This window comes from Couchioplanes caeruleus (assembly GCF_023499255.1).
Lineage (GTDB): Bacteria > Actinomycetota > Actinomycetes > Mycobacteriales > Micromonosporaceae > Actinoplanes > Actinoplanes caeruleus_A.
This window is the reverse complement of the sequence record NZ_CP092183.1, coordinates 7,771,865-7,796,305: the sequence shown is the minus strand read 5'-3', so window position 1 is coordinate 7,796,305 and position 24,441 is coordinate 7,771,865. Positions and strand designations below refer to the sequence as shown.

At 73.5% G+C, this 24,441-nt stretch carries 17 protein-coding genes; 6 read left to right on the top strand and 11 right to left on the bottom strand.

The window, feature by feature from the left end:
* Window position 1 precedes the first annotated feature (1 nt).
* Genes COUCH_RS36025 through COUCH_RS36005 form a run of 5 tightly spaced genes read right to left on the bottom strand, consistent with a single transcriptional unit; the run spans window position 2 to window position 8,602 of the window.
* Window positions 2–2,431, bottom strand: a complete 2,430-nt coding sequence (locus tag COUCH_RS36025) for a GTPase-associated protein 1-related protein (RefSeq protein ID WP_249609598.1) — start codon at window positions 2,429–2,431, stop codon at window positions 2–4.
* Window positions 2,428–3,609, bottom strand: coding sequence for a zinc ribbon domain-containing protein (locus tag COUCH_RS36020; RefSeq protein WP_249609597.1), 1,182 nt, complete (start codon window positions 3,607–3,609; stop codon window positions 2,428–2,430). Before COUCH_RS36020 ends, COUCH_RS36025 begins: the two co-directional genes overlap by 4 nt.
* Window positions 3,609–6,302: a hypothetical protein gene (locus COUCH_RS36015; protein ID WP_249609596.1), complete on the bottom strand. Its 2,694-nt coding sequence runs from the start codon at window positions 6,300–6,302 to the stop codon at window positions 3,609–3,611. The genes COUCH_RS36020 and COUCH_RS36015 overlap by 1 nt, the downstream gene beginning before the upstream one ends.
* Window positions 6,303–6,306: 4 nt before the next feature.
* A complete protein-coding gene (locus COUCH_RS36010; RefSeq protein ID WP_249609595.1) occupies window positions 6,307–7,989 on the bottom strand; it encodes an Hsp70 family protein in 1,683 nt (560 codons plus the stop codon).
* Window positions 7,982–8,602, bottom strand: a complete 621-nt coding sequence (locus tag COUCH_RS36005) for a nucleotide exchange factor GrpE (RefSeq protein WP_249609594.1) — start codon at window positions 8,600–8,602, stop codon at window positions 7,982–7,984. Before COUCH_RS36005 ends, COUCH_RS36010 begins: the two co-directional genes overlap by 8 nt.
* Before the next feature lie 138 nt (window positions 8,603–8,740).
* On the opposite strand from COUCH_RS36005, the gene COUCH_RS36000 reads away from it, so the two are divergent.
* Window positions 8,741–9,904 carry a hypothetical protein gene (locus tag COUCH_RS36000; protein ID WP_249609593.1) on the top strand — a complete coding sequence of 388 codons (1,164 nt, stop codon included), beginning with the start codon at window positions 8,741–8,743 and terminating at the stop codon, window positions 9,902–9,904.
* Between the two features lie 6 nt (window positions 9,905–9,910).
* Here the strand turns inward: COUCH_RS36000 and COUCH_RS35995 are convergent, their stop codons facing one another.
* Window positions 9,911–11,743 carry a caspase family protein gene (locus tag COUCH_RS35995; protein ID WP_249609592.1) on the bottom strand — a complete coding sequence of 611 codons (1,833 nt, stop codon included), beginning with the start codon at window positions 11,741–11,743 and terminating at the stop codon, window positions 9,911–9,913.
* 275 nt (window positions 11,744–12,018) lie between these two features.
* On the opposite strand from COUCH_RS35995, the gene COUCH_RS35990 reads away from it, so the two are divergent.
* A complete protein-coding gene (locus COUCH_RS35990) occupies window positions 12,019–13,161 on the top strand; it encodes a hypothetical protein (RefSeq protein WP_249609591.1) in 1,143 nt (380 codons plus the stop codon).
* Window positions 13,162–13,251: 90 nt separating this feature from the next.
* Window positions 13,252–13,947 (top strand): Crp/Fnr family transcriptional regulator, encoded by a 696-nt coding sequence (locus tag COUCH_RS35985; protein WP_249609590.1) that lies wholly within the window; start codon window positions 13,252–13,254, stop codon window positions 13,945–13,947.
* Here COUCH_RS35985 and COUCH_RS35980 read toward each other — a convergent pair.
* The 4 genes from COUCH_RS35980 to COUCH_RS35965 form a co-directional block, all read right to left on the bottom strand.
* Window positions 13,944–15,200 carry a hypothetical protein gene (locus COUCH_RS35980; RefSeq protein WP_249609589.1) on the bottom strand — a complete coding sequence of 419 codons (1,257 nt, stop codon included), beginning with the start codon at window positions 15,198–15,200 and terminating at the stop codon, window positions 13,944–13,946. The two genes, COUCH_RS35985 and COUCH_RS35980, sit on opposite strands and share 4 nt — an antisense overlap.
* An 8-nt stretch (window positions 15,201–15,208) precedes the next feature.
* The gene (locus tag COUCH_RS35975) at window positions 15,209–15,361 is read right to left on the bottom strand and encodes a hypothetical protein (protein WP_249609588.1); all 153 of its coding nucleotides are present in this window, start codon (window positions 15,359–15,361) and stop codon (window positions 15,209–15,211) included.
* Window positions 15,358–16,863: a VWA domain-containing protein gene (locus COUCH_RS35970; RefSeq protein ID WP_249609587.1), complete on the bottom strand. Its 1,506-nt coding sequence runs from the start codon at window positions 16,861–16,863 to the stop codon at window positions 15,358–15,360. The genes COUCH_RS35975 and COUCH_RS35970 overlap by 4 nt, the downstream gene beginning before the upstream one ends.
* Before the next feature lie 79 nt (window positions 16,864–16,942).
* A complete protein-coding gene (locus COUCH_RS35965) occupies window positions 16,943–17,899 on the bottom strand; it encodes a hypothetical protein (RefSeq protein WP_249609586.1) in 957 nt (318 codons plus the stop codon).
* 456 nt (window positions 17,900–18,355) lie between these two features.
* On the opposite strand from COUCH_RS35965, the gene COUCH_RS35960 reads away from it, so the two are divergent.
* Window positions 18,356–19,462 carry a hypothetical protein gene (locus COUCH_RS35960; RefSeq protein ID WP_249609585.1) on the top strand — a complete coding sequence of 369 codons (1,107 nt, stop codon included), beginning with the start codon at window positions 18,356–18,358 and terminating at the stop codon, window positions 19,460–19,462.
* Here COUCH_RS35960 and COUCH_RS35955 read toward each other — a convergent pair.
* The gene (locus COUCH_RS35955; protein ID WP_249609584.1) at window positions 19,379–19,645 is read right to left on the bottom strand and encodes a hypothetical protein; all 267 of its coding nucleotides are present in this window, start codon (window positions 19,643–19,645) and stop codon (window positions 19,379–19,381) included. The two genes, COUCH_RS35960 and COUCH_RS35955, sit on opposite strands and share 84 nt — an antisense overlap.
* Window positions 19,646–19,846: 201 nt before the next feature.
* Between COUCH_RS35955 and COUCH_RS35950 the strand changes: the two genes are divergently transcribed.
* Together COUCH_RS35950 and COUCH_RS35945 are read left to right on the top strand one after the other, a co-directional pair.
* Complete coding sequence (locus tag COUCH_RS35950) at window positions 19,847–22,522, top strand: CHAT domain-containing protein (protein ID WP_249609583.1); 2,676 nt, start codon at window positions 19,847–19,849, stop codon at window positions 22,520–22,522.
* A complete protein-coding gene (locus COUCH_RS35945) occupies window positions 22,522–24,417 on the top strand; it encodes a hypothetical protein (RefSeq protein WP_249609582.1) in 1,896 nt (631 codons plus the stop codon). Before COUCH_RS35950 ends, COUCH_RS35945 begins: the two co-directional genes overlap by 1 nt.
* The last annotated feature ends 24 nt before the right edge of the window (window positions 24,418–24,441 follow it).

Here is a 24,441-nt window from a genome sequence, read left to right as displayed (position 1 = left end):
GTCAGCCCTCCGCCTTCCGCAGCCACGTGGTCGGCTTCCAGGACCGTCCCTCGTCGCGGCTCTCGAGCATCGCCGTCCATTCGCGCTGCCGGTCCCGCGACGCGATCTGCAGTACCAGCGCGGTGGCCTGTTTGCGTTGCTTCTCGTTGGCCTTGCGAACCCAGTGCTGCACCAAGGCGAGGCACTCCTCGCGGCGCTCGGGTCCGAGGAAGTCCGCGCCGGCCAACTGGTACGCGACCACCGCCGGCACCACGTCGGCCGGCTTGCGCAGCCGGCCCAGCAGCTCGCGCAGGTAGGGGCGGTGATACTCCGCCGGTATCTGCTTGAGCAGCCGGTCGCTGCTGACCGGGTGCTTGACCTTGAGCATCGCCTCGGTGAGCTCGCGTGCCCAGACGTGCCGTACCGGCATGACGCTGTAGCTGACGATGCGGGGGAACTCGCTCAGTTGCTGCACGTCCGCGGTGGGCAGCCGCTCGTGGACCGCGCGCAGATCCTCGTCGCTGTGCACGACGCGTTCCACCCGCTCGGTGCGCGCGATCAGCTCCTTGTCGTACAGGCTGCGCAGCACGTCGAGGTGTTCGTGCCGGACCGGATCGCTGCCCGCCAGGATGGCCTCGACCAGCAGACGGGCCAGCGCGGGCGGCAGCGCGAAGCCGTTCGGCAACAACTGCGCCACCTGCCGGTACTCGTCCAGGCTGGGTGGCACCCGGCTCCACAGTGTGGACAGGGTCCGCTCGACGGTCCCGGCCCGGTTCTCCGGCGCCGTGCCCAGCGCGTGCGTCACCAGCTTCTCGATGAGGGATGCGCGGGCGGCCGAGCCGGAGTGGACCATCTTGGCCGCGAACAGGGCGGCGTCGAGCGGATCGTCCGACATCGGCATGGGTACCCGGAGCAGGTTCCACCAGGCGTCGCCGACCTCGTCGCCGTGCCCGTCGCGTACCCGCCGGGTCAGCTCGGACCGGAGGTCGTCCAGCAGCGGACGTTCCGCCGTGCCCCACGAGCCGGGGGACAGGTCCAGCTCCGGGTGGTCGGCCCAGGCGCGGATGAACGCACGGCTCGCCTCGGCGGCGTCGTCGACGCGCGCGGTCAGGCGGAAGCGGTGCGCCACCTTCAGGACCGCGTCGAACATGCGCGGATCACGGACGGCCTGCAGCTCCTGCACCACCAGGCTCTCGCACTGTGCGGTGTGCTGGTCCTGCCAGGCACCCGGGGGCAGGGCGCCGAGCTCGATCGTCGACGCGGTGCCCTGACGGGCGGCCCGGTCCAGCTCGGCGCTGATCAGCGCGACGCGTACCTGGGGCGGCCGCGACGGGTCGGTCTGGCCGCTGCGCGCGATCTCGTCCAGGTCGCGGAGGATGTCCTCGGGCCACTGCGTGACGTCGTCGAGGAGCTTGTCGATCAGTTTCTCCCGCGACGGCCTGAGCACCGTCGCCGGCGTGGTCTTCAGCCACGACACCGCGATCCGGGCGTCGTGCTGCGACAACCGCGGGCCGTGCAGCACCATGAGCCGGGCCAGCTCGAATGCCTCGTCCGGGTTCTCGCGTCCGGTTGCCGCCGCGGTCTCCACCATGTCGAGCACGTCGTACGGGTCCTCGTCGAGCAGGAGCCGCACCCAGCGCTGGGCCCGCGGGTCGGCCGGCACCTTGCTGGACTCGTTGCGGGTCAGGTCGAACACCGCATACCCGCCGTCGTCCTCGACGGTCACCGCGGTGCTGTCCCAGCCGGGGTGCACCGCGACGACCGGCTGGGTCGCGTACGCGGGGTTGGTGGTGAAGACCTTGAACCCGATCTTCAGCGCCTGTTCCTGGGGCAGCAGCAGTGTGGCGGTGCTGATCCAGCGCAGCACCTCCCCGGCGTCCTCGCTGATGAACAGCACCCGGCGGCCGTCCGTCCCGTTCAGCGCCAGCAGGCTCGTCAGCAGCCGGTCGAGCAGTTCGGTCCCACGCGGGTTCTCCGTCACCAGCGCCCTGGCCGCCTCGATGTCGAACGGTCCGGGCTCCCACGGGTGCCGCACCGGCTCGCATTCGGTGGTGGGTGCGGGCTGCTTCAGCCAGAACGGCGCTCCGAACAACTGAGCCGGCCGGTGCAGCAGGTAGCTCGCCGGGTCGGCGGTGACGATCGCATGGGTCAGCTGGTTGCCCTCCCGGCCGCCGTTGGCCTCCCGGCCGAGGTAGACCCCGGCGGCCGTGGCGTACACGGTGTCGTAGGCGTGCGCGAAGGACGGGGGATAGTCGTCGAGCGGCCGGCGGTCCCGCATCCAGGAGGCCGGTGGCTCGTAGAGGTCGGCGCCCTGCACGAGCGACATGGCCGCGCGGTCGGCGCCGGGCGAACGGGCCTGGAACTGCAGGCCGGCGGTGCCCTGAAGGCCCTGCCCCGGTACGCAGTCGGTGTAGATCAGCGTCTCGAACGCGACGTCGTCGCCGGTGCTCATCGCTGCCTCTGGCGGGGGACCACGTTGAACTGGCTGAGCAGCCACAGCAACGGCTCGGCGACCCGGAACGGATGGACCCCCCGCGCGTCGATGGTGCTGCTCGCGTAGTCCGGCGGGGAACCGAGCGCGGACACCGCGAAGTACCGGAAGTTGGCGTAGTTGTACTCGAGGTGGGTGTCGATGTCGTCCGCTCCCCACTGGTGCAGCAGCGCCTTGACCTGCTCGTGGGTGTCCTGGCCGGCGGTCTCGTCGTACGGTCCGGACTGTGCGGGGACCCGCAGCAACGGGTGGTCCGGTCCGAGCACGTCGAAGAAGGCGTCGATCTTGGCGAACGCCACCGCGACCGGGATCCTGATGCGCTTGCTCGACTTGATGTTGTGCTGCACCCGCAGCTTCTCGGTGACCCGGTTCAGCACGTCGATCGCCGGCTGTTCGGACCGCACCGCCTCCTTGGGCAGCTGGATCTGATTCCGGGCCTGCTGGATCATGAACGGGTCGAGCAGCAGGATCAGCGCGTCGGCGGCGCCCAGGTAGGTGAGGTCGTGGGTCTTGTCGCTGCTGTTCAGATCCTCGCCGGCGGTGTCGTAGAACGACAGGAACGTGGTCCGGAAGCGGTTGAGCATGTTGGCGACCCGATGCTGCTGGCGCCATTCGAACACCGTGGGGGCCTGCCGGCCGTCCACGGTGGCCGCGGTCTGCGGCATCAGTTGCTGACCCGAGAAGACCTCGCCGACGAACCCGCCGATGAGTGCCTGCCGATCGACACCGGTCATGCGGACGTCGGCACCGAAGCGCCGGCGCAGGCCGTTCAGCAGCTCGTGCGCCAGGACCGTCAGGAAGACGGTCTTGCCGGTGCCCTTGGCGCCCACCATCGCGATCAGCGGGCTCTCGCTCGCGCCGAAGTTGGACGACAGGGGCGTGTGGCACTTCGGGCACGCCCGGATGCCGCTCTCCGCCCCGCACGTCGGGCAGTTCGCCTTGGACGGGCCGAACGACACCTTCGAGGTCGGCGGGAACGACGGGCGCACCGGCTCCCGGAAGCCGGTCAGCGTCGCGCGCGCCTCGTCCTTGGCCGGGGTGCAGCCCTTGCGGCCCGGTGAACCGCGGCCGGTGCACTGATACCAGAGGCGGCTGCCGTCGATCCGTTGGTAGCAATAGGGGCAGGCGAGTCGGCTCATCACGACACCTTCAGCTCGGCGATGGGCGGGTCGATGACCGTCACGTTGTCGGGACGGGTGGCGAAGACGCGGATCCAGTACGGCTTCGCGGTCTTGGGAACGGTGAAGGACAGCGGCATCGGCACGCCCCGGCGCGGCGCCAGGCCGGCGAACCGCTCGGCGACGATCTCCGGCAGTACCGCCAGCGGCATGACCGGGCCCGGTGCCACCACCACGGCGAGGTCCAGGTCGGCGCAGTCCTGGTCGGTGACGATCTCCAGGTCGCGCTGCCGCGAGTAGCGCTCCTTGAAGCCGGACGGCCGGCGGATCGAGTAGCGCACCTCGATGGCCCGGCCGCTCACCGCCTGCGTCACGGCGTCCGAGCGGGCCTCTCCCGCCGGGCCCGCGGTGATCGCCCGTACGGAGACCGTGCCGCCGGCCGCGCCGACGACGAGCACGCACCCGTCGCCGTCCACGTACGCGGCCCGGGTGACCCGTCGCGTCTCCGTCGGCGCGTCCGGGCGTTCCCACAGCACCTCCGCCACGCCGGCCTCCTCGGGCCACACCCACGTGACGGTGACCCGCTCGCCGGTACGCCGGGTCTGCAGCGCCCGTACCGGCTCCGCGTGCCCGCCGTGCACGGGACGGCCGACCACCAGGCCGGACGGTCCCGTGGTGAACGGCACGTACAGCTGCGGCCCGGCCGGCACGTCGGCTTCCAGCACGCACTCGCGCCCGTACACCTCAGGCAGTCCCGGCAGCTCGCGACCGTACCGGGCGGCCTCGGCGGGGGTGACCACCGCGCCGAAGTCCCAGGCGGGGGGTCCGGGCGCGTAGCGCACGCGGACCGTGCCGGCGTCCGCGGGCCAGGTCAGCCGGACCTGGACCGAGGTGCCGCGGCGCCGGACCGGCTCGACCTGGAGATTGCCGAGCGGGCGCGCCTCGGCCTGTGGCGAGCCGGAGACCACGGTCATCCGGGACAGCACCTCGCGGCGCTGATCGTCGTGGTAGACGGCGACCAGCCCGTAGAAGTACTCGACGCCCTCGCGCAGCTGCCGGTCCACCAGCGTGTCACGCCCGGCCGGGATGCCGACGCCGTCGCCGGTGCCGCGGGGCGGGCGGCCCTCGGTGCGCCGGACCCGCACCTCGGCCACGTCCGGGTGCGCCTGCCAGGTCAGGGTGATCCGGTCGGTGCCGGGGCGGACCGTGGCGTCGGCGACCTCGGGTACGAGCCGTGCGGTGCCGGTGGCCGACCGCGACCACACCGCCCCGCCGTTGCCGCTCGCGAACACCGCGTAGTGCAGGTCCCGTCCCACCGGCGGCCGGCTGTCCGTCAGCGAGGTGTCGCCGGTCTCGCCGACCTTGGTGCCGTCCTGCGGTCCGCCGGGGTCCGCGTCGAGCCGCCGCACGACGCGGTAGCGGATGTCGCTCATCGCGGACGCCGGCGGTTGCCAGTCGAGCTGGACGACCGTGCCGGCCACCACCACCCGCACATCACGCGCCGGCGGCATGGGCAGCCGCGCGTACCGCATCTGCACGGCCTCGTCGTCCTCGGCGATCCGGCGCGCCGCCAGGATCAGCCGCTCGGCCTCGTCCTCCCGGCGGTCGCGCAGCGCCTGCTCGGCGTCGTTGAGCAGGGTGGCCAGCTTGGCCTCGAGCTGAGCGATCTCCGCGACGATCCCGGCCCGTTCCGGGTCGGTGGCGGCCAGCCCGCCCAGCGCGCCCTGAGCGGCTCGCAGCTGACCGGACGCCAGCATGTCGCGGATCGCCACCGCGCCCGACGAGCCGCCGGTGCGGCCGCTCGGCAGGCTGGCCACGATGAGCTCGGCGTCCTCCTGGGTCAGCCCGAGCCGGGTCGCCACCCGGATGAGGAAGGCGTCGACCAGGTTGTCGCCGCGGCTCTCCAGCAGCGCCTCGACGACCTGGTAGAGCGCCACGACGCGCAGGTCGGCGCCGGCTCCGACGCCGGTCTGCAGCAACCGCAGCGCCGCCCGGCGGCCCCGCAGGATCGGCGAGTCGGCCGCGGTGTCCGCCTCCTTGATCCGGGTCTTCAGCGTCGCCTCGTCCAGCCGCAGCTCCGGGCGGCCGTTGACGGTGAACGCCTGGACCAGCGCGTACGGCCGGTTCAGGTCGGGGTGCAGCAACTGGACGATGGTCGGCGCACCGACCTCGTGCAGCCGCTGCGCCAGCGCCCGGTACGCCGCCCGGTCGAGCCCGCTGGACTCCGGCAGGTCGACGACGTCGAGCACGCGCAGGCCGGCCTGCCGTACGGCGGCGTCGATGTCCGCCGGGTCCAGCTGCGGGTACTGCTTCGCAACCCCGTTGACCTGCGTACGGGTGACGCTGCCCAGGGAACCGAACGCGTCCTTGAGCTCGTTCGCGAGGTCGCCGACCGCCTGCCGTGCCCGGTTCGCCTTCGCCGTCCGTACGCCCGCCCACCAGGCCGGATCCTCCAGCCGGGCGTCCGGGCGCTTCTTCAGGTCCTCGTCGGCGGCCATCAGCCGCTTGCACACCTGGCCGAGGCCGGTGGGCAGGCTGGCGGTCTGGTTCCAGTACGTCCGCAGCTTCCGCAGGTGCTGCTTGAGCTCCGCGGCGTCGGTGAGCCCGGGCTCGATGGCGTACCGGCGCAGGAGGTCGTCGTCGGTCAGCGGACCCTTCTGGCTCCGCATCGGCTTGATGACGTCTTCCTCGTAGCGGCGCTGGTCGAAGACCATCGGCTCAGGACCTCACCGCGATGGCGGAGACGGCGGCGGTGGCCTTCTGCACCTCTTCGTCGGAGAGCACGCTGACCTGCACCTCGATGCGCAGGTTCAGGCCGCTCGTCGGCTCGGTGGCGGTGACCTTCAGGATGCCGCCCCGATCGACGTTCATCACGACGTCGATCGGTGAGTTCACCGGCAGCTGCGGCGGCAGGCCGGTGATGGAACCCGCGCCCTTGTCGACCGGCTTGTTGGCGGACATCTCCCGGCTCTCCTCACCGCCGGCCTGCTCGTAGATCTCGACCTGCACCTCGCGCTGATCGGCCTGCACCGTGCCCGCGGCGATCCGCTGCTCGGTCGGCAGGGACTGATCGGCGTGCACGAGGTGCTGGATGTAGCTCGCCGCCTCGATGTCGCGGTCCCAGCCGGGCTTCGTGGTGTCCACCATCCGCACCCCGAACGCCTTCGGCAGGACGGTGGTGATCTCCTTCTTCGCGACCTTGGCCAGCATCGCCGGATCCAGGTTGGCGGCGTCCGCGATCGCCGCCACGCGCTGCTTGCGCTCCTGCTCGGTCGCGGCGCCGTCGTCCTCGCTGCTCCAGTTGAAGATCGCGTTGGTGAGGGCGTACCGGGCCGCGCCCTTGGCGACCGCCAGGTCCGGGTCGTGCAGCCGGGGCTTCCAGGACGGGTACTTGGCCTCCAGCGCGGCCTTGACGGCCGGCATGCGGCTGGAGCCGCCGACGAGCAGGACCTCGTCGATGCGCAGGGCCGGATCGCCGGACACGCTGATCTTCTTGGTCAGCTTCTCGAGCGTACGGTCGGTGTAGCTGAGCGTACGTTCGAGCAGGTCGCGGGTGATCTGCTCGAACGTCTCCCGGGTGATCTCGATCGTCGCCGCGTCCCCGCCGAAGCGCAGCGGGATCGTCCGCGAGTTCACATTGGACAGCTGGCGCTTGAGGTCCTCCGCCTTCTCCCGCAGCTCCTGCATGAACTGCCGGTCGTCGGTCGGGTCGTCGGCCGGCGCGGCCTTCGCGACGAACTCGTCGACCAGGTACGACACCAGCCGGTCGTCCCAGTCGACGCCGCCCAGCTCCTGATCGCCGTCGGTGCAGAGCACGTCGATGCGGTCCGCGCTGACCCGGATCACGGTGGTGTCGAACGTTCCGCCGCCGAGGTCGTACACGAGGATGATGCGCTCGGAGTCGCTGTTGCTGACCTCGTACTGCATCGCGGCGGCCACCGGCTCCGGCACGATGCCGACCACGTTGAGCCCGGCGATCGTCCCCGCCTGCTTCGTCGCCTCCCGCTCGAGCATGCCGAAGTACGCCGGCACCGTGATCACCACGTCGCCGACGGCCTTGCCGGTCTCCTCGGCGGCGTCCTCCGCGAGCCGCTTGAGGATCAGCGCCGAGATCGACTCGGGCGTGTACGAGGTGCCGTCGAAGTCCCAGTTGCGCTCGCGGCCCATGTCCCGCTTGACCCGCTGCACCACCTTGTCCGGGTACACGACGGCCAGGTTCTTGGCCTGTTCGCCGACCACCACGTTGCCGGCCGACTCGAAGTAGACGACCGAGGGGAGCGTCTCCTTGCCGGACGACGCGTTGCGGATGACGGCCGGCTTGCCGTACTCGTCGATGTAGGAGATCACCGAGTACGTCGTGCCGAGGTCGATACCGAAGTACGACGTGGCTTCGTCAGGCATGGGGTTCCTCCGTGGGTTCGATCCAGCGATGGACGCGTACGGTCGCGGGGGTCAGGACGCGGCCCGAGAACGTCTCCTCGTAGCCGTCGGCGAGCACGGCGGCGATGCGTCCGTCGGCGGCCGGCTCGGGCGCCTCGACCACGTCGGTCGGGCGGTGCCTCGTCCCGTCGAACGGCTCGCCGGTCCGCGGCCGGACCGGTGTGACGCCACCGCGCTCGAGGGTCAGTTCGACCGAGTGCGCGTACGACTCCAGCAGCTGCGCCACGCGCTCGCTGCTCATCTCGGGTGGCATCGTCGCGGCCTGGCGGAGCAGGTCGTTGCGCAGCCGCTGCAGGTCGGTCAGGACCGGCATGAGCACCAGGCGCCGCTCGCCGGTCCGCAGTTTCTGGTTCTCCTCGTGGAGCCGGTCGATGATCCGCTCACGGCTCGCCGCCCGCTCGTCGGCCGACCTCAGCTCCTGCTGGACGGCCGTCAGCGCAGCGGTGAGCTCGGCCAGCCGCTGAGCGACGTCCGGCTCCGCCGGGGCGGGTCCGGCCGCGACCGGCTCGTTCTCCCCGGGCACCGCATCGTCCACGCCGGTCGCCGGCTCCACCACGGAGTCCTGGGACGTCATGCGGACCTCCCCTCGTCGTAGCTCATGCCGTCATCTGACGGACAGCCGTCCCACCGTCAGGTCTGCCCAGGTGAGGGCCCTGGTGAAGGGAGCGGTCCGCCAGTAACCCGCGACGGGACACAGGGGAGGACCGGAACGGTGTTGCAGGAGGGCGCAGGGCCATCGGCCACGGCAGAGCCGGGCCCGGACAGCCGCGGCCTGGTCGGCGTGGCCCGGGACATCGCCCTGTTCCGGCCGGGCCGGGCCGACAAGACGCGGTCCGAGCTGGAGGTTCAGCTCAAGAAGGTGTGGTACCGCCTCATCCCGCAGATCGTCGGCAAGTCACCCGACGAGCAGACCGACATTCGCAACGCCTTCCACTCCTTCTGCGACGCCGCCGCACACCGCCGTGTCCGCCGCCGTCAGATGTTCGTGATCGCCTATGCCCTGATGGCTGTGCTGGCGGGTGGTCTGACGGTCGCGCTGATCGGGTGGACGCTCGACTGGACCCGGCCGGCGATTCTCTTCGCGTACCTGGTCACCGCTCTTCTGCTGGTCGGCGCCGCGTCGTGGGCAGTGCACCGGCGGAGCCCGATCGGCACGGCGGCGGTGGCCGCCTCCTCGGGCGCGCTGGCGTGGGAGCTGTGGCCGCATTCCCCCTCGGCCGCCTGGTGGTATCCGCGCACGGCCCTGGCCTTGCTGGCGAGCGACGGCCGGGGCGCGAGTGCCGGGATCGCTCTCGGTTGCGGGCTCACGCTGGTCCTGATCGTCCTGTCGTTGGTCTCGATCGCGGTGCTGACCGTGGTCCTGCGGTCACGGCTATGCGGTGGCAGCAGCGACGTGCGGGCGTTCGATCACTTCCTGGAGGTGGAGCGGCTGTTGGTGGACACCGAGCGTCGTCCCGGCATCAATCTCCGGCCCCGCATGCAGGAGGAACTGCGTAACGCGGTGGCGGCCCTCCGGGGCATGGTGCGGGACGGGCGGCCGGTCGGCTGGCCCGCCCGCTGGCACGGCCGCAAGCACCGCCGGGAGCACGTCGTGGAGACACGCCGGCTCATCGTGGAGGTCCGGCGCCCGAACCCCCTCGCCGGCACGTGCGAGGCCGATGCGCGGCTGCTCTCCACCGTGCGCGAATGCGTGATCGGCATCTGCCAGGACCGGCTCGGCGAGGTGCTCACCAGCCTCGAGAAGGCTGCTGTCGCGGCGCAGACGTCATCGGCCACGCGACGCAAGCTGTGGCAGCTGGGCGCCGTCATCCTGCTCCCGGCCATCCTGCTGCTCCTGCGGTACTTCGACGTGCCGATGCCCGATGTCGGGTGGTAGGCGGCGTCAGCGGCGGGGATGCAGGTCGAACTCGATGGTCAGGGCGGCGTACCGGTCCGGGGCGGCCGGCCGGTGCAGCAGGTCGCGCGTCGCGCCGGTCGTCACCTGGGACAGCAGCGCCTCGAGCGGAGACTGCGGCTCGCGTACGGAACGGGACACCGCCCCCTGCTCCAGGACCGTCACGTCCAGCGGGCGGGAGGTCACCAGGGCGAGGATGGTCTCCGGGCGCGGCCAGGACGCGTCCAGCCCGGGCGGCCAGCTCAGCGGCAGCCCGGTCAGCCGGCCGGTGCGGTCGTCGCGGCCGAGGACGTACTCCTCGCCGCGGTGCAGGCGGCGGCCGGACGGCTGGGTGGGGTCGAGGATGCTGATCCGGGCCGAGACGCCGATGTCGAGCAGGGAGACGTACACCGGATCGTCGTCGTCGTTGCGGACGCACACGTAGACCGGATCGCCCACCCGGACCGGGGCGTTGGCGAGCGGCAGCGGCTCCGGGAGACCGCCCGGGACGCGACCCCACCCGATCGCGACCCGGGCGTCCAGCTCCCATCCGGTACGGGAGGCGATCCGGCGCAGGGCGGTGGCCTTGGCGACGCGTTCGAGGTCGGGCACCACCCACGGACGCGGCGCGTGCAACGGGCCGATGGCGTCGCTCACCGTGAACAGGCCCGCGGCGTCGGCCCGTACGCGCAACGCGGGTCGCTCGCCCGGCGTGGCCATCCGTACGAACGTGCTCCGCTCGACCGCCGGCACCAGATCCGGTGGAACCTCGACCGGCAGGCGCGGTGCGGTCGCCGCCACGCGGAAGGCGCGCGCCCCGACCGGCAGGTCCGCGTGCGCCGGCGGATCCAGCCGTCCGGTGGCGTCAGCGGGGCCGCAGCCGTCGATCCGGACCGATGCCAGGGCACGGTCCCGCGACGGGGATTCCGAGCCCGCGGGCATGATGAGGAAGCGGTCACCGGGCTGGACCCCGAACAGCGGCGCACCGTCCAGCCGGACGCGGCCGGGCCCGACCGCCACCACCGGCAGGGAGCCGGCGTCGTCCTTCTCGTCGAGCTCGAACAACAGCCGGCGCGCTGGTCCTTCGGCGTCGGGACGCTGGTGCGCCACGGCGTCCCCGACGTTCTGGCGTACCCGGCCGATCAGCGTCGACCAGCTCACGGCCGCGTCCCCGGCGCCGGCGAGGGCGTCCGTCAGCGCCTCGGTGAAGACGCCGATCCGCTCACCGCGGCGGCCGCCGTACTCGTTGGCGCGCTGGTCCGGGGCGCACGCGACGACCCGCACCGCGTACGGATCCCCCAGCGGCCGGGTCAGGTCGATGCGTAAGCCTTCACGCAGCCGCCGGCGCAGATGCGCGTCGAGGTCGATCTTCCACGGCTCGATCAGTGACTTCGCCGTGAGGTTCCCGTCCCGGGACATCGTGCCGGCGTAGCAGCAGTCCAGGACGACGGTTACGTTACGGGTACGAGCGGTCAGCCGGCTGAGCAGCACCGACAGCTCGATACCGGTGATGCCGCGGAAGTCGGCGGGGGTGGACAGGGCCATGTCGACCGGCACGATGAACCGGCGGTTGGTCGGCAGGACCGCGGCGCGGGCGGCGGCCGGCGGCTCGATCGACGCGCCGTGCCCCGAGTAGAACACCACGGCCGCGTCGCCGGGCTGCGTGGACGAGATCAGCTGCTCGTACGCGTCGAGAATGCCGTCCCGTGTGGCGTCCGGGCCCTGGCACGGGGTGATCGTGAAGCCGCGTGCGGACAGGACGGTGGCCATCGCGTCCACGTCGTTGTCCACGCCTCGAAGCCCGTACGTCTGCGCCCCGATGAGCAGTGCCCTGCGCGCCACGGGCGCCCCCTCCGCCGACTCCGACTGTCCATCGAGTACTGACGGACGAGACCGGTGCGGTCCGCTGTCGATGGGTGATCCGGTCGGCGGCCGATCGACGATCATCCGTTCCGATCCGCTGAAGGTGCTGATTCGGGTTCCGAATCGGTCGATCCGTTCAGTGGCCGTCGCGCTCCGCGACCGTCGTCCGCCAAGCTGCGAGCGGGCGCTGTCGGAGTTGACGGCGTTTCGCATGCCGACATCATCTGTTTCCGGAAGATCGGAAGGGGCCCTCGATGGGGGTTTCGGACGAGGCGACCCAGCGCCTGGAGTACGGCTACCCACGCGTCCGCGCGCCGCAGAACGGACCGCAGGCCGGCGTGTACGCGTCCCGCACGGCGAACGCCGCCGGCACGTTCGGCCGCAGTTCCGGCCCGACCGGCGCCGCCCGTGGTCAGCAGCTGCGCGACCTCGCCCGATGCGGCCGGTTGGCCGAGGCGGCGGCCACCGCGGGACCCGCCGAGCGGACCGCGCTGACCGGGGCCGCGTACGAGGTGGTCTGGCCGATCGTGTTCGCCCGGGTCACCCGCCGGATGGAGCTGAGCCGGGGCCACACCGGCTGCGTCGCCGGCGTCGACCGGCTCGCCGACGAGTGCCTGGACCGGTTCCACGACGATGTGGAAGCGGTGGTCGAGGACCTGCTGGCGCACGCCCGGCAGCCGATCCTGAACCTCGAGGGGTGGATCGCCGGGCGGCTGAACGCCGCCACTGTGGACGGTCATCGCCGGCGCCGGGGTGAGCGCGGTGCGCTGCAGCGGCCCCGGCTCCCCGGCTGGCTGGCCGCCGATCTGGGACAGGACCGGTGGCGGACGATGCTCGCCACGCAGATGCTGGTCTGGGTCGGCGTGAGCGGCACCGCCGGCAACCAGACCTGGCCGCTCGAGGTCTGGGCGCAGGACCGCGCGCGCTGTACGGGCGACTGGTTCGGCAGCGAACCGGCCGTGGTCGCGCAGGAGGTCGAGTCGGTGCTGGATGCGATGCGGCGCCGCCCGCAGTGGTACGAGGCGTACGTGGAACGCCCGCTCGGCCGTAAGCAGACGGCCGTGTCGGCGCTGCCGATCGAGGACGGTCCCCGGCCCACCGCGGCGCCGCTGGAGCTCGGCGACCCGTACGCGAAGGTCGAGGCGGAGATGTCCAAGCTCGCCGCCGACGCCGTGGGCGCCATCCGGCAGCGCCTGGCCAGGGGCGAGCGGATCGATGCGATCGTGGTGGACGTGATCCGCACGGTGTTCGGCGGCCCCTTCACGCCGACCATCGACCGGGCGCCGCACGACGTCGCCGACCCGGTCGGCGGCGTGACCGGTGCCCTCACCGACCAGGTGAGGCTGAACCGGATCGTCGCCACCGTCCGGGACATCGTGGGTGAGCGGGAGAGCTGATCTGCGTACTGTTCGACCTCAGTGGGATTCCATGACGGCATTGCACCACCGGGCGGCGTACGGGAATCCGGAAAAGAACGGAATCGGGTCATGACCAGTTTCGCCGAGCCGGCCTGGGCGCCGGGTTCGTTCCTGGCGCGGATCACCGTGCCGGAACGCGAGGCGTTGCTGGCGCTGGGCGTCACCCGGCGGCTGCCGGGCGGCCGGCAGATCCTGGTCGAGGGCAACCGGGACACCCACGTCGAGGTGATCCGGCAGGGGCACGTCAAGGTCACCACCGACATCGGCGGCGCGCCGCGGCTGCTCGCCATCCGGCTGCCCGGCGACATCGTCGGCGAGCTGGCGGCGTTCACCGGGAACGGCCGGTCGGCCACGGTCACCACGTGCGGCGCGGTGGTGTCGACGGTGATCCGCCAGGCCGACTTCCTGGCGTTCCTCGGCGAGCACCCGGCCGTCGCCAACCAGGTCACCGCCACGGTGGGCGGCCGGTTGCGGTGGGCCAACGAGCGGCGCTCGGAGTTCGCCGCGTTCCCGGTGCACGTCCGCCTCGCGCACGTCCTCGGCGAGATCGCGGCGAGCTGCGGCGAAGCGGTCCGCGACGGCCTGCTGATCGGCGTCGAGCTGAGCCAGACCGAGCTCGCCACGCTCGTCGGCGCGGCCGAGGACACCGTGCAGAAGGCGCTGCGCCTGCTCCGCGACCGGGGCCTGGTCCGGACCGGCTACCGGCGGATCACCGTGGTCGACCATCTCGCGCTGCTCGCGCTGGCCGAGGAACCGGACCTCTAGGCCGGCCCTACGTGCAGCCAGCCGTGCTCGACGAACCCCTTCTCCGGAAGGTCGACGACCATCGGCACGAAGTCCTCCGGACGCGGCGGGGCGGCCGCCGGGACGATCACATCGCGGAACAGCACATCGGGTACGCCGAGCACGAAGTCCGCCTCATCGTGGTCGGCCAGGGCGCGGCGCAGCGGCGGGCTGTCCAGGAACCGGTGCACGGCGATCGGGGCGGCGCCGATCCAGCCGTTGTCCCCCTCCTTGATCAGCCCTCGGTGGAACGCGACCCGCAGCCGCATCCGGTCGGCCGGGTCGGCGCCGTCGTTGAGCTCACCCAGCGCCCGGTGCAGCTCGTGCAGCAGCGCGGGGATCACCGCCGACTCGTCGATGCCCACCGGCAGCACGGTGAACTGGCCGTCCCCCTGGGGCTGCGGCGTCACCACGGTGTCGGGGATCCCGGCCGCCCGCCGGCAACGTGCGAGCGTGGCGACCAGGTCGCGCTGGATCCGTTCGGTGGCGTCGTTCCCGCGCCGGCTGTAGCCCGAGACGTCGGCCGCCATGCACAGCCGGACGGCGGCGCCCCTGGGCACGCCGGCGGCGGTCAAGGGCTCGTCGAAGCGGACGGACTCGCTCATCCCGGCGGGCTGCCGGCCACCGCGGACGCCGATGTCGACGCGTACGCCGAGCCGGCCGGTCACCCGGATCGTCGCGGCGGGCACCTCCAGCAGGGCGTGCATGGCGTACGCGCGGGGCAGCAGCAGGTCGCCGGCCGGGTCGTCGTACGCCCACCCGAAGTCGGGGCTCTGCACGCCCGTCGGCCACGCGCGGGGCGTACCGGAGCGTCCGGTCAACCGGCGCAGCCACGTGCTCCGCTTCCGGGCGGCGGCGACCGTGTGGGCCGCAGTGGCCGATGCCGGCTCCATCGCGGTGGGGCCGCTCACCAGCCCGAGGTCGTCGCCGTCGACCGCGAGGTGGACGGCGCGCGCGGACCGCTCGTCCAGCGTCACGTCGAACCGGGCGCTCAGATACCGCCGCCCGGGCGGGAGCTCGTCGAGGTCGTACGCGAACAATGCCCCGACGTAGCGCCCGTCGAACGCCTGCGCGCGCCGGCGCAGCGGTAGCGGGAGATCCTCGGCCGGTACCGGGTACAGCAACGGCCGCCCGCACCGGACGCCGCTGGTCACCCCGCCCTCGCCCGCCGTGCCGCCGCGTTCGCCCGGCGGCGTGAGGTCGCGGTACGCGAGCAGGTCCTCGTCGGTGATCATCGGTCCCCTTACCGGCCGGTGTGGATGAAGCCCGCCCAGGACGCGAGGCCGCCGGCGTCCGGGCGATGGTCGAGCGGCAGGTCCACCGGCCGGGCGCGCGGGTCGGTCATGCCGAGCTGCCCGATCGCCTCGCCCGGCGACGGCGCGTTGTCCCGGGTCACGTAGCGACCGCCTGCTCCCCGCGTTGAGCGGGCACTCCTTCCCAGGTGAAGGACGCGCCGCCCGCCTGCACGGTGGCCCCCGGTGGGCAGGTCACCACGGTGCGCCCGGCCACCGAGCCGTCGCGCGAGTACTGGATGACGAGGTCGGCGCGGGTGGCGCCGACCGACGGACGGGCCGCGCTCACCTCGCCGGCACCCGGCAGCCCGGACGTGCCCGCGGTGAGCCGCACCTTCCGGCCACTGAGCGGTACGTGGTGCTCGGTGCCGGCGGGCGTGCGTACCCGCAGCGTGCCGGTGAGGGCGGGTACGAGCCGGCGTGCCCGCCACGTCCGGAGCAGCGCGAGCAGGGCGAGCAGCAGGACGCCACCGGCGATCCAGTACCAGATGCTGCCGCGCTGCGCCGACAGGTCGCGGGCGGTGGTGGCGCCGGTCAGCTCCGGCCGGAACGTCAACCGGAGGTCGCCGGTCATCGTGGTGGTCCAGGGCGAGCCGACTGCGCCGGTCAGCGCCAGCGTCGTGGTGTCACTGACCGTCGACAGGGGAGCGGTCCGGCGCGGCCCGGCGTCCCAGTCGACGAAGATCGGCACGGTGGCGGACGTGCCGGGCGCGAGGCTCACCGGCGTGGCGGGTGCCCGTACCGTGAGAGCGGGGTTGGTGCTGGTGACCGCGAGCCGATCGACGGTGAGCGGGACGTGCGCGGTCGTCGACGTCAGCGTCACGGCCAGCTCGCTGTGCCCGGCGCCGATGGCGCCGTCCGGCCAGGCGACCCGGACCCCCTTGGCCAGGTCCCCGGCCAGCAGGCTCCGCGCCTTGACCGCCCGGGCCTCGGCCTTGGGCTGTTCGAGGGCGGCGGTCAGCCTGTCGATCGCGGCCGGCCGGAGCACCCGGGCGGTGGGAAAGGCCTTCTCCAGCAGCGGCGCGCCGGTGCGGCCGGCGAGCGGGATCGCGTACGCGGTGACCGACTGTTGCGGCAGCTCCTCGGCTTTCCTGGCGAGCTGGTTCCACTGGTAGCCCTGCGTGAACGGGTACGGGCTCCCGGCCGGCGGATCGTGCTGCCCGTCGGTCAGGAGCACGACCGTGGCGAGGGCCGGCGCGCCGGGTCGTTGCAGCACGTCGATGGTCTTCTCGATCGCCGCGCCGATGTCGGTGTGCTGCCCGTCGGCGACCCGGGGCAGTTTCGCGACCAGCTGCCCGGGAGCCCGCCCGGCCGGCTGCGTACGGGCCTGCGCCTTGTCCGCGAACGGCACCAGCGTCACCTGGTCCTCCGGGGCGAGCGCCGCGAAGAACGCGGTCAGGCTGCGCTTGACCGTGGCGTACCGGTCCCCGTTCATGGATCCGGAGACGTCCACCATGACGACGTAGTCGCCGACCACCCGGTCGATGCCCAGCGCCGCGTAGACGTCGTCCGGAGTGGACGGCGCCGCGCGGACCGGCCCGCCACCGCCCGAGACGATCACCACTGCGGCCGCCACGAGTGCGGCGGCCCACCGCTTCCTCTTCACCCCGGTCTCCTTAGCGTCGACCGTCTCTGACGGACAGCGCGCGGGATCCTGTCCGCCAGGCCGGGGTGTGCGGGTCCCGTCAGGAGGTGAGCGTCCACGCGACGCCGTAGCCGTAGCCTTCGCGCAGACCGGTGAAGTGCCGGACCACGTCGCCGCCGCCGTCCGGCTGGATCCGCCCGGCGCCCGGCGTCTCGTCGGCCAGGTCGAGGTAGGGCACCTCGTCCAGCGCCCACACCGCGGCCGGCGGCCGGTCGGGCGGGAAGCGGACCCGTACGGTGCCGGAGTCGCACGGATTCAACGGCACGATCGCGTAGTGCGGCCAGATCGGCTGTCCGGCGGGGAGGACCACCCGCAGCCAGATCTCGTGCTGCTCGTCGGCCGGCACCACCCGCGGCAGGTCGAGGACGATGCGGAGGTGGTTGTGGCCGGGCGCCTGCTCCACCTTGGCGACCCTGGCCCCGAACAGCGCGTCCACCACCAGGCCGTCGGCGGCCTCCCGGTCGGCGGCCGCGGGCAGTCCCAGCCGTACGGTGACCCGGTCGAGGTCCCGGGTGGCGACGATCTTGCGCATCTCGTAGAGCTCGGGAGTGGCGCTGTCCAGCCGGAACAGGGCGGCGAGCGACGTCACGCGCCAGCCCGGACCGGCCGTGGTCTCGGCGGTGCCCGGGCCGGCCGCCTCGGCCTCCTTCACCATCATCCGGCACGCCCGGTCCATCAGCCGGCGGGTCGTACGCTCGGAGTACCGGCGGCGTCCCGCCAGGGTGCGCAGCCGGTCCTCGAGGGTGCGGAACCGGTATTCCTTGTCCAGCGCGAACGCGACGCGGGCCGCTTCGCGCAGGTCCGGGGGCAGGCCGCCGGTGAGGCTGTTCAGCACCGCCGCCACTCGGGGCCGAACCCGCGCGTCCCGATCGGACGCGGCCACCCCGCACAGCGTCCGGAGCCCCGGTCCGAGGTCGGCCCCGAGGTCCGGTCGCTCGATGCCACGCCCGCGGCGCAGGCGTACGAGCTCGCCGTACAGGTTGGACTCCTCCGTCATCGACGCTCCGACTCCTGCCCCCGTCGCCACTCATTCCGAGGTCCACTGAAGAAGCTGGGCCGGTCGGACATCCCGTAGATGTACGGAATGTAGAGAGTCCGACATCGCCGCGGGTGGCCTGTGACCGGCCGGCAACATGGCCAGTGAGCGGCCCGAACCGGGTGGCGCCGCCCACCAGGATGTCCTGACGTCGCATTCGGCTCCCCGTGCGGGCGGCCGGCGACCCTGCCGGGCGACCGGGACGGACGTCGATGCATTTGACAGCCGTTCGGGTTAAGCCGAACAGGATCGAGCGGCGGGCGCAGTCGCCAAAGTTGCCTGGCTTCCGGGCGGTTGTGCGTTCAGGCCCTGGTCAGGAGCCCGCGTCCATCCGCACACTCGGTTCCTTCGGACTTTTGCCCCTTACATCGCAATCCAGCCCGCCGTACGCCGGCGGTGTTACCCGGAAGGATTTCTGTGACCAGCGCAGAGCCCCGGACGGCCGCGGCCGTCCGGCGTAGGCCCGGCTCCACGAACGCGCGGACGCCGGGCCCGAAGATTCCGAACCAGCGCCGGGACGCGCGGACCACCCCGACGGTCAGCGTGCAACATCTGACCGAGCTCGCCGGTGCCGGCACCCTCGGCGGCATCGTGGCCGAGGCCGGCGAGGGCGGCCGGCGCGGGTATTACACCGCCGCGTACGCCCTCTGCCACCCCGTGGTGTTCGACGTCGTCACCCGCAAGGTCGAGCGGCGCCGGGGCCACGCGGGCTGCCGCCGGGGCCTGCGCCACCTGACCGGTCCCTGCCTCGACGCCTTCTACGACGACGTGGAGGCGCTCGTGGACCATCTGCTGGCGACCACCACCCCGATCGACGACCTGCCGGCCTGGCTGGCGTACTGGGCGCCCCGCGCCGCGGTCGACGGGCACCGCCGGCGGCGAGGGGCGATCGGCGCGCTGCAGCGACCGCGGATGACCGCCACGCTGGCCGCCGGCCTGGATCACGACCAGTGGCTGATGGCCCTCGCACTGGAGATCCTCACCTGGGTCGGCGTGCCGGCCACCGCCGGTGCCGACCTGTGGCCCCTCGACGAATGGGCGCAGCGCCGGGCCCTGGTCACGGGCGACCAGGCGGGCAGCACACCGGCCGTCGTCGCGGCCGACGTCGAGCGGGTGCTGGCCGTGATGCGCCGGCGCCCCGACTGGTACGCGGACCACGTCGAACGGCCGCTGGGCCACAAGCCGGCCCCGGTCGCCGCGCCACCCGGCGACGGCGTCACCGATCCCCGCCCGCTGCGGGCGGTCGACGAACACGATGCCGCCGACGCCCACATCGCCGTGCTGGCCGGGACGGCGGTGGAGGCGATCGCCGCGGGCCTGAACCGGCCCGGCGACCCGGCCGCGACCGTGGTGCGGGTGCTCACCAGCCTGTTCCTGGGCGGCACCGGCGCCGAGGTCCTCGACCGCGCGCCGGGCGTCGGCCCGGACTCCGACGAGCGGCTATCCGCCCTGCTCACCGACCCCGCGGCCGTCGCCGGCATCGTCGACCGGGTGCTCCCCATCGTCCGCGAGCTCGAGCCGTAGGCCGTCCAGCGCCGCGCGGCGATCCGCCAGCAGCTCCTCGAGGTCGGCCGGGCGGGCACCCCGCTCCAGCGCCGAACGGTACGCCGCGCGCAGCTCCTCCTCCAGGAGACGCTGGAGGCGGTCGCGCTGCTCGGGCGTGAGGTCCATCAGCATCGCTGCTGGACCGGCTGGCTGATCACCCATCGATTGTGCCTGGTCAGAGCGCTTTTGGATACCGCCGCCCCGCTCGGTGGCCGGATCGGACAGGTCGTCATCTCTCGGTGGCCTCCTCCCGCCGGCCGGGTCGGCCGACACCCGGGTCTGGCGGACGGGCGGCACCGGCCCGGCCCGCCGCGCCCGCTGTCCGTCAGGAAACGCGGAGGACGGCGGAGGGAGCGCGTACGCATGGACGGGGCCCAGGACCTGGCCGGCCGGATCACGGCGGCCCTGACCGGCGACGGCGACCTGGACGCGGCGATCGCCGCGGTGCATCGGCTGCCCGAGCACGGCGCCCGGCGCGGGGAGTTCGCCGCCGAGCTGGTCGAGGCGGTGATCCGCCGGGAACCGATGACGCGCCCGGACCGCCTGCGCGCCCTCGACGGCCTGCTCGTCCTCGCCGACGCCGACCCGCCCCGGACGGCCCGGTGGCGCCGGTGGCGGGCGGCCGGCCGGGCCATGGCGCTGGCCTTCGCGGCCGCCGAGAACCGGCTGCCGGACGCCGGCGCGGCGCTCGCGGAGATCGACCGGCTGGCCGCCGACGCCGCCGACGCACCCTCCATGCAGCCGATGTTCGCGTCGGCGCGGCTCAGCGTCGAGTACGCCCGGGCAGCCACCGAGGACGACGCGGCGGCGATGACCCGGCTGGCGCAGCGCATGCGCACCATCGGCGAGAGCGCGGCCGCCGCCGGCGCCGAAGGTGCGGCGGAAGTGTCCGACGTGGCCGTGGCCATGGGCGAGATGATGGCGGCCCAGCGCTCGGGAGCCGACGCCGCCGAGTCACTCCGCAGGATCCGCGCCGCCGCCGAGGCCCTCCCGCCGGGCCACCCCATGCGGGCCACGGCCGAGAACGCGCTGGCCATGTCGGGGATGTTCCTCGACCGCCCGGGGGAGCTGGACCCCGACGCGCTCGCCGACCTCGCGTCGCGCTCCAGCTTCGGGCCCATGGACCGGACCCTCGTCCGCACGACGGCCGCGATCGCGGCACTCGCCGACGAGGTCGATCCGGAGAGGATCAAGCGGGCGGTCGAGGACTTCCGTACGGCGATCTCGGGCGTGGGCGACACGGATGCGCAGCGCCCGTTCTACCTGACCGGGCTCGCGCTCGCCCTGCTCCGGCTGGGTGAGGTGACCAACTCCGTGGCGCCGATGGCCGAGGCGGAGACCGTGCTCGTGGACGCCCGGCGGCTCGCCGGCGGCCCGCAGCACCCCCAGTGGACGATGATCGCCGAGCTGCTCGCCGACGTCCGCAACCGCCTCGGCAGGGACTCCGATCGCGGCGGCCTCGACGGCATGCGCGCGCACGCCTGGCAGGTGCTCAAACAGCCCGACCTGGCCGGCGCGAGCATCGCCGCCCGCGACGCCGCCGTGGACGCGGTCGGCATCGCCCGGAGGTGCCTCGCCGCGCACGACGTGGCCGGCGCCCTGCAGGCCCTGGACGCGGGCCGCGGGCTGGCGCTGTTCGCGGCCACCGAGGCGCACGACGTGGGCGCCCGCCTCGAGGACGCCGGCCGGCACGATCTCGCGGCGCGCTGGCGTACGGCGGTGGCCTCGCGCGACCGCACACCTCCCTCCGACGACCTGCGCCGGGAGGTGCTGCGGGTGGCGTACGGCGAGGACCACCTCCTCGACCCGCCCAGCCCGGCGGAGATCAGCGCCGCGCTGCAGCGCATCGACGCCGACGCGCTGATCTACCTGGTGGCGGGGGAGGCGCAGCTGGCCGGGTACGCCGTGATCGCCGCGGCCGGCGGAGGACTCAGCTACATGGCGCTGCCCAACCTGCACGCCACCGGCGCCGCCGACCTCGACGCGTACCTCGCCGCGGCGGCCGGGCGCGACGTCGCGGAGTCCGGCACGGTCTCCAGCCGCGACCTGTCCCCGCAGGTGGCCGCCCGGGCGCTGGCCGGCAGCCTGGACGCGCTCTGCGACTGGGCCTGGCGGGCGGCCATCGGGCCGATCATCGAGCGGTACCTCACCCGGGTTCCGGTGCCGGCCTCGCGGCGCCCGCACCGCGTCGTGCTCGTGCCGATGGGCGAGCTGGCGCGCATTCCGTGGCAGGCAGCCCGGCGACGCGACGGCGCGTACGCGGTCCAGTTCATCGCCATCTCGCAGGTCGCCTCGGCGCGGATGCTGTGCCGCTCGGCCGCGCTCGCACCGGTCGCGCCGTCCCCGCTCGGCCTGGTGGTCGGCGACCCGGACACCGGCTCGTCCGGGCTCGACCTGCCGGCCGCGCGCGCCGAGGCGTACGCGATCCACCGCCAGTTCTACCTCGGCGCCCGGTACGTCGGCCGCCGCCCGGACGGCTCGGTCAGCCCGTCCGGCCCGGCCGCCGTCCGGCAGGTGCGGTCCTGGCTCACGGCGACCTCGCCGGCGGCCGGCTCGACGCTGCACCTCGCCTGTCACGCGCTGATCCGGACCGACCCGGGCGCGGCCACGTCGTACCTGCTGCTGGCCGGCGGGCAACGGCTCACCGTGGACGAGCTGGTCGGTCTGCTGGGCGGCGCCGAGGACCGCGCGGTCGGGCTGGTGGTGCTGGCCGCGTGCAGCACCGGCCTGTCCGTCAACGGGTACGACGAGGCGTACAGCCTGGGAACCGCGTTCCTGGCTGCCGGCGTACGGTCGGTGCTCTTCACGCAGTGGAAGATCCCGGACGCCGCCACGTCGGTGCTCATGTACATGTTCCACCGCTACCGGATGGCCGAGTCCCGGCCGGTCTGGGACGCGCTGCGGCGCGCCCAGCTGTGGATGCTCGACCCCCAGCGACAGGTGCCGCCGGACATGCCGCACCAGCTCCGCGACCAGCTCGACCGCTCCGACCCGGCCGCCGTCGTGGGCTGGGCCGGCTTCGTCCACGGGGGACAGTGATGACGGATTCCCTCGACGCCCACCGCGCGAAGCTGGCCCGGCTCACCGGCCCGGCCCGGACCCGGACGTTGCTCGAGCTCGGGCAGAAACTGGCCGACCTGTACTGGCGGCAGGGCCCGGGACAGCCGGCCGGGCTGCCGTACCTCAGCGAGGCCATCGCGGCGATCGGCGAGGCGTACGGCTACTTCGCCGCCGACGACGCCTGGCGCGGTCAGGTGGCGAGCCAGCTGGGGTGGCTGCACGGCGTACGCTTTCTCGCCCATGCCGGCCCGGAACCCGACCGCGACGCCGGCCTCGCACTGCTCGAGGAGGCGCTGGCCTTCCCCCAGCTCTCGCCGGTGCTCCAGGACATGTCGCGGATCGCGCTGGGCCAGCTCTATCTCGCCCGCGCGACCCGGGTCCTGCAGTCGCCGCAGGTCGCGGCCATGCTGATCGGGCCGGGCCTGCCGCCGCAGGCGCTGGCGGACGCCGAGCGGGCGGCCGGGCTCTTCCGGACGGTCCTGGCCCGGCCCAGCGCGGGCGCGGACGCCGTCGAGGCCGTGAAGGCGTCGCTCGCCGTGGCCGAGGCCTTCCGGGACGCCATGGCGAGCGTCCGCGGCGGCGCAGCAGGATTCAACTTCGGCGGGATGATCCAGGCGATGCAGGCGATGCAGGATCTGCAGCGCCTGCAGAATTCCCGGAGCGGCCGTGGCGGAGCGTTCCCGGCGATGCCGTCGTTGTTCGACGCCGACGCGATGAGCCGGCTGGACCCGCTGGACCGGCCGGTGGCCGTCGTGGACGCGCCGCCGCCCGCGGGCCCGCCCCCGGCGCCGACTCCTCAGCCGGCCCCGATCGTGCCCGATCCGGCGGCCCTGCGCCGCGAGTTGCACGCGTTGGTGGCCGCGGACCGGAACGTGTTCGCAGCGCTGGCCGCCGCGCTGGGCCCCGACGGCCGGGACCTGGCTGTGGACGCCGTCGACGACATGGTCGCGCTGGCGGTGGCGACGACCGCCGGGCCGGGCGGCGACGACACCGATCAACTGCTGCTCGCGGTCGCGTTGTATCTGCGCGGGCGGCTCGACGCCGACGGCTGGGCGTTGGAGCCGGGCGGCGACTTCGAGCTGGCCGGAGCGGCGCTGGCCCGCGCCGACCGTACGCTGCGCGCCACGACTGCGGAGGCGGCCCCCGTCCTGAACCGGCTGGCGGCCCTGCTGGACCGGGCCCGCCCCGCCGACCGCTTCCGGTCGCAGCAGTCCCCGCCGCCGCAACCCGCCCGCACCGCCGGCCCGCGGACCGGCGCCGCGCCGTTCACCGACGACCCCTGGATGGGTACGGCCATCGTCGCCAACCCCCGCGGGGACCGGCCGGTGGCCTCCTCCGACGCCGTCCTGCTGCTCCGGGCGTTCTACCCGGCCGCACGCCTGCTCGGCGCCGGCGCCGCCCAGGCCACCCCGGCCCGCCCGGAGACAGTAGTGGCCGCCCTGCACACACCCCTGCTCCAGTTGAGTTGCGCGGTGAGCCCGGCAGGCGCCCTGAAGCTCGCGGAAGACACCGAGCTGCCGCCCGAACGGATCCGTACGGCCCGGACCGCGGGCGGGCTCGCCGTGCTGCCGCCCACGGGAGTCGGGCTCACCGCCCTCGGCGACGCGCTGCTCACGGCCGGCTTCCGCGGCGTCGTGACGTGGAAACGCGTCGTACCGTCCCGCATCGCGGCGCTGATGCTGTTCGTGCTGCACCAGTCGCTCGCCGGCGACCGCCTCGACCCGGCGGCGGCCGTCGCCCACGTCCGCGACTGGATGCGCGACCCGCGCCGCCCGAAGCCCACCCGCTGCCCGGACGAGTACGCGCCCACGCTCGCCCGCCGCGAACTGGTCGACGAGGCGTACTGGGGCGCCCTCGTCTACCGCGACTGCTGACTCTGTCCGTCAGGGACAGGCATC

Bases quoted from the DNA above. Each gene is read 5' to 3' on its own strand.
- COUCH_RS35965 (WP_249609586.1), bottom strand. From the start codon at position 17,899: ATGACGGAGGAGTCCAACCTGTACGGCGAGCTCGTACGCCTGCGCCGC.
- COUCH_RS35985 (WP_249609590.1), top strand. From the start codon at position 13,252: ATGACCAGTTTCGCCGAGCCGGCCTGGGCGCCGGGTTCGTTCCTGGCG.
- COUCH_RS36015 (WP_249609596.1), bottom strand. From the start codon at position 6,302: ATGGTCTTCGACCAGCGCCGCTACGAGGAAGACGTCATCAAGCCGATG.
- COUCH_RS35945 (WP_249609582.1), top strand. From the start codon at position 22,522: ATGACGGATTCCCTCGACGCCCACCGCGCGAAGCTGGCCCGGCTCACC.
- COUCH_RS36005 (WP_249609594.1), bottom strand. From the start codon at position 8,602: ATGACGTCCCAGGACTCCGTGGTGGAGCCGGCGACCGGCGTGGACGAT.
- COUCH_RS36025 (WP_249609598.1), bottom strand. From the start codon at position 2,431: ATGAGCACCGGCGACGACGTCGCGTTCGAGACGCTGATCTACACCGAC.
- COUCH_RS35950 (WP_249609583.1), top strand. From the start codon at position 19,847: ATGGACGGGGCCCAGGACCTGGCCGGCCGGATCACGGCGGCCCTGACC.
- COUCH_RS35980 (WP_249609589.1), bottom strand. From the start codon at position 15,200: ATGATCACCGACGAGGACCTGCTCGCGTACCGCGACCTCACGCCGCCG.
- COUCH_RS35990 (WP_249609591.1), top strand. From the start codon at position 12,019: ATGGGGGTTTCGGACGAGGCGACCCAGCGCCTGGAGTACGGCTACCCA.
- COUCH_RS36020 (WP_249609597.1), bottom strand. From the start codon at position 3,609: ATGAGCCGACTCGCCTGCCCCTATTGCTACCAACGGATCGACGGCAGC.
- COUCH_RS35955 (WP_249609584.1), bottom strand. From the start codon at position 19,645: ATGGGTGATCAGCCAGCCGGTCCAGCAGCGATGCTGATGGACCTCACG.
- COUCH_RS36010 (WP_249609595.1), bottom strand. From the start codon at position 7,989: ATGCCTGACGAAGCCACGTCGTACTTCGGTATCGACCTCGGCACGACG.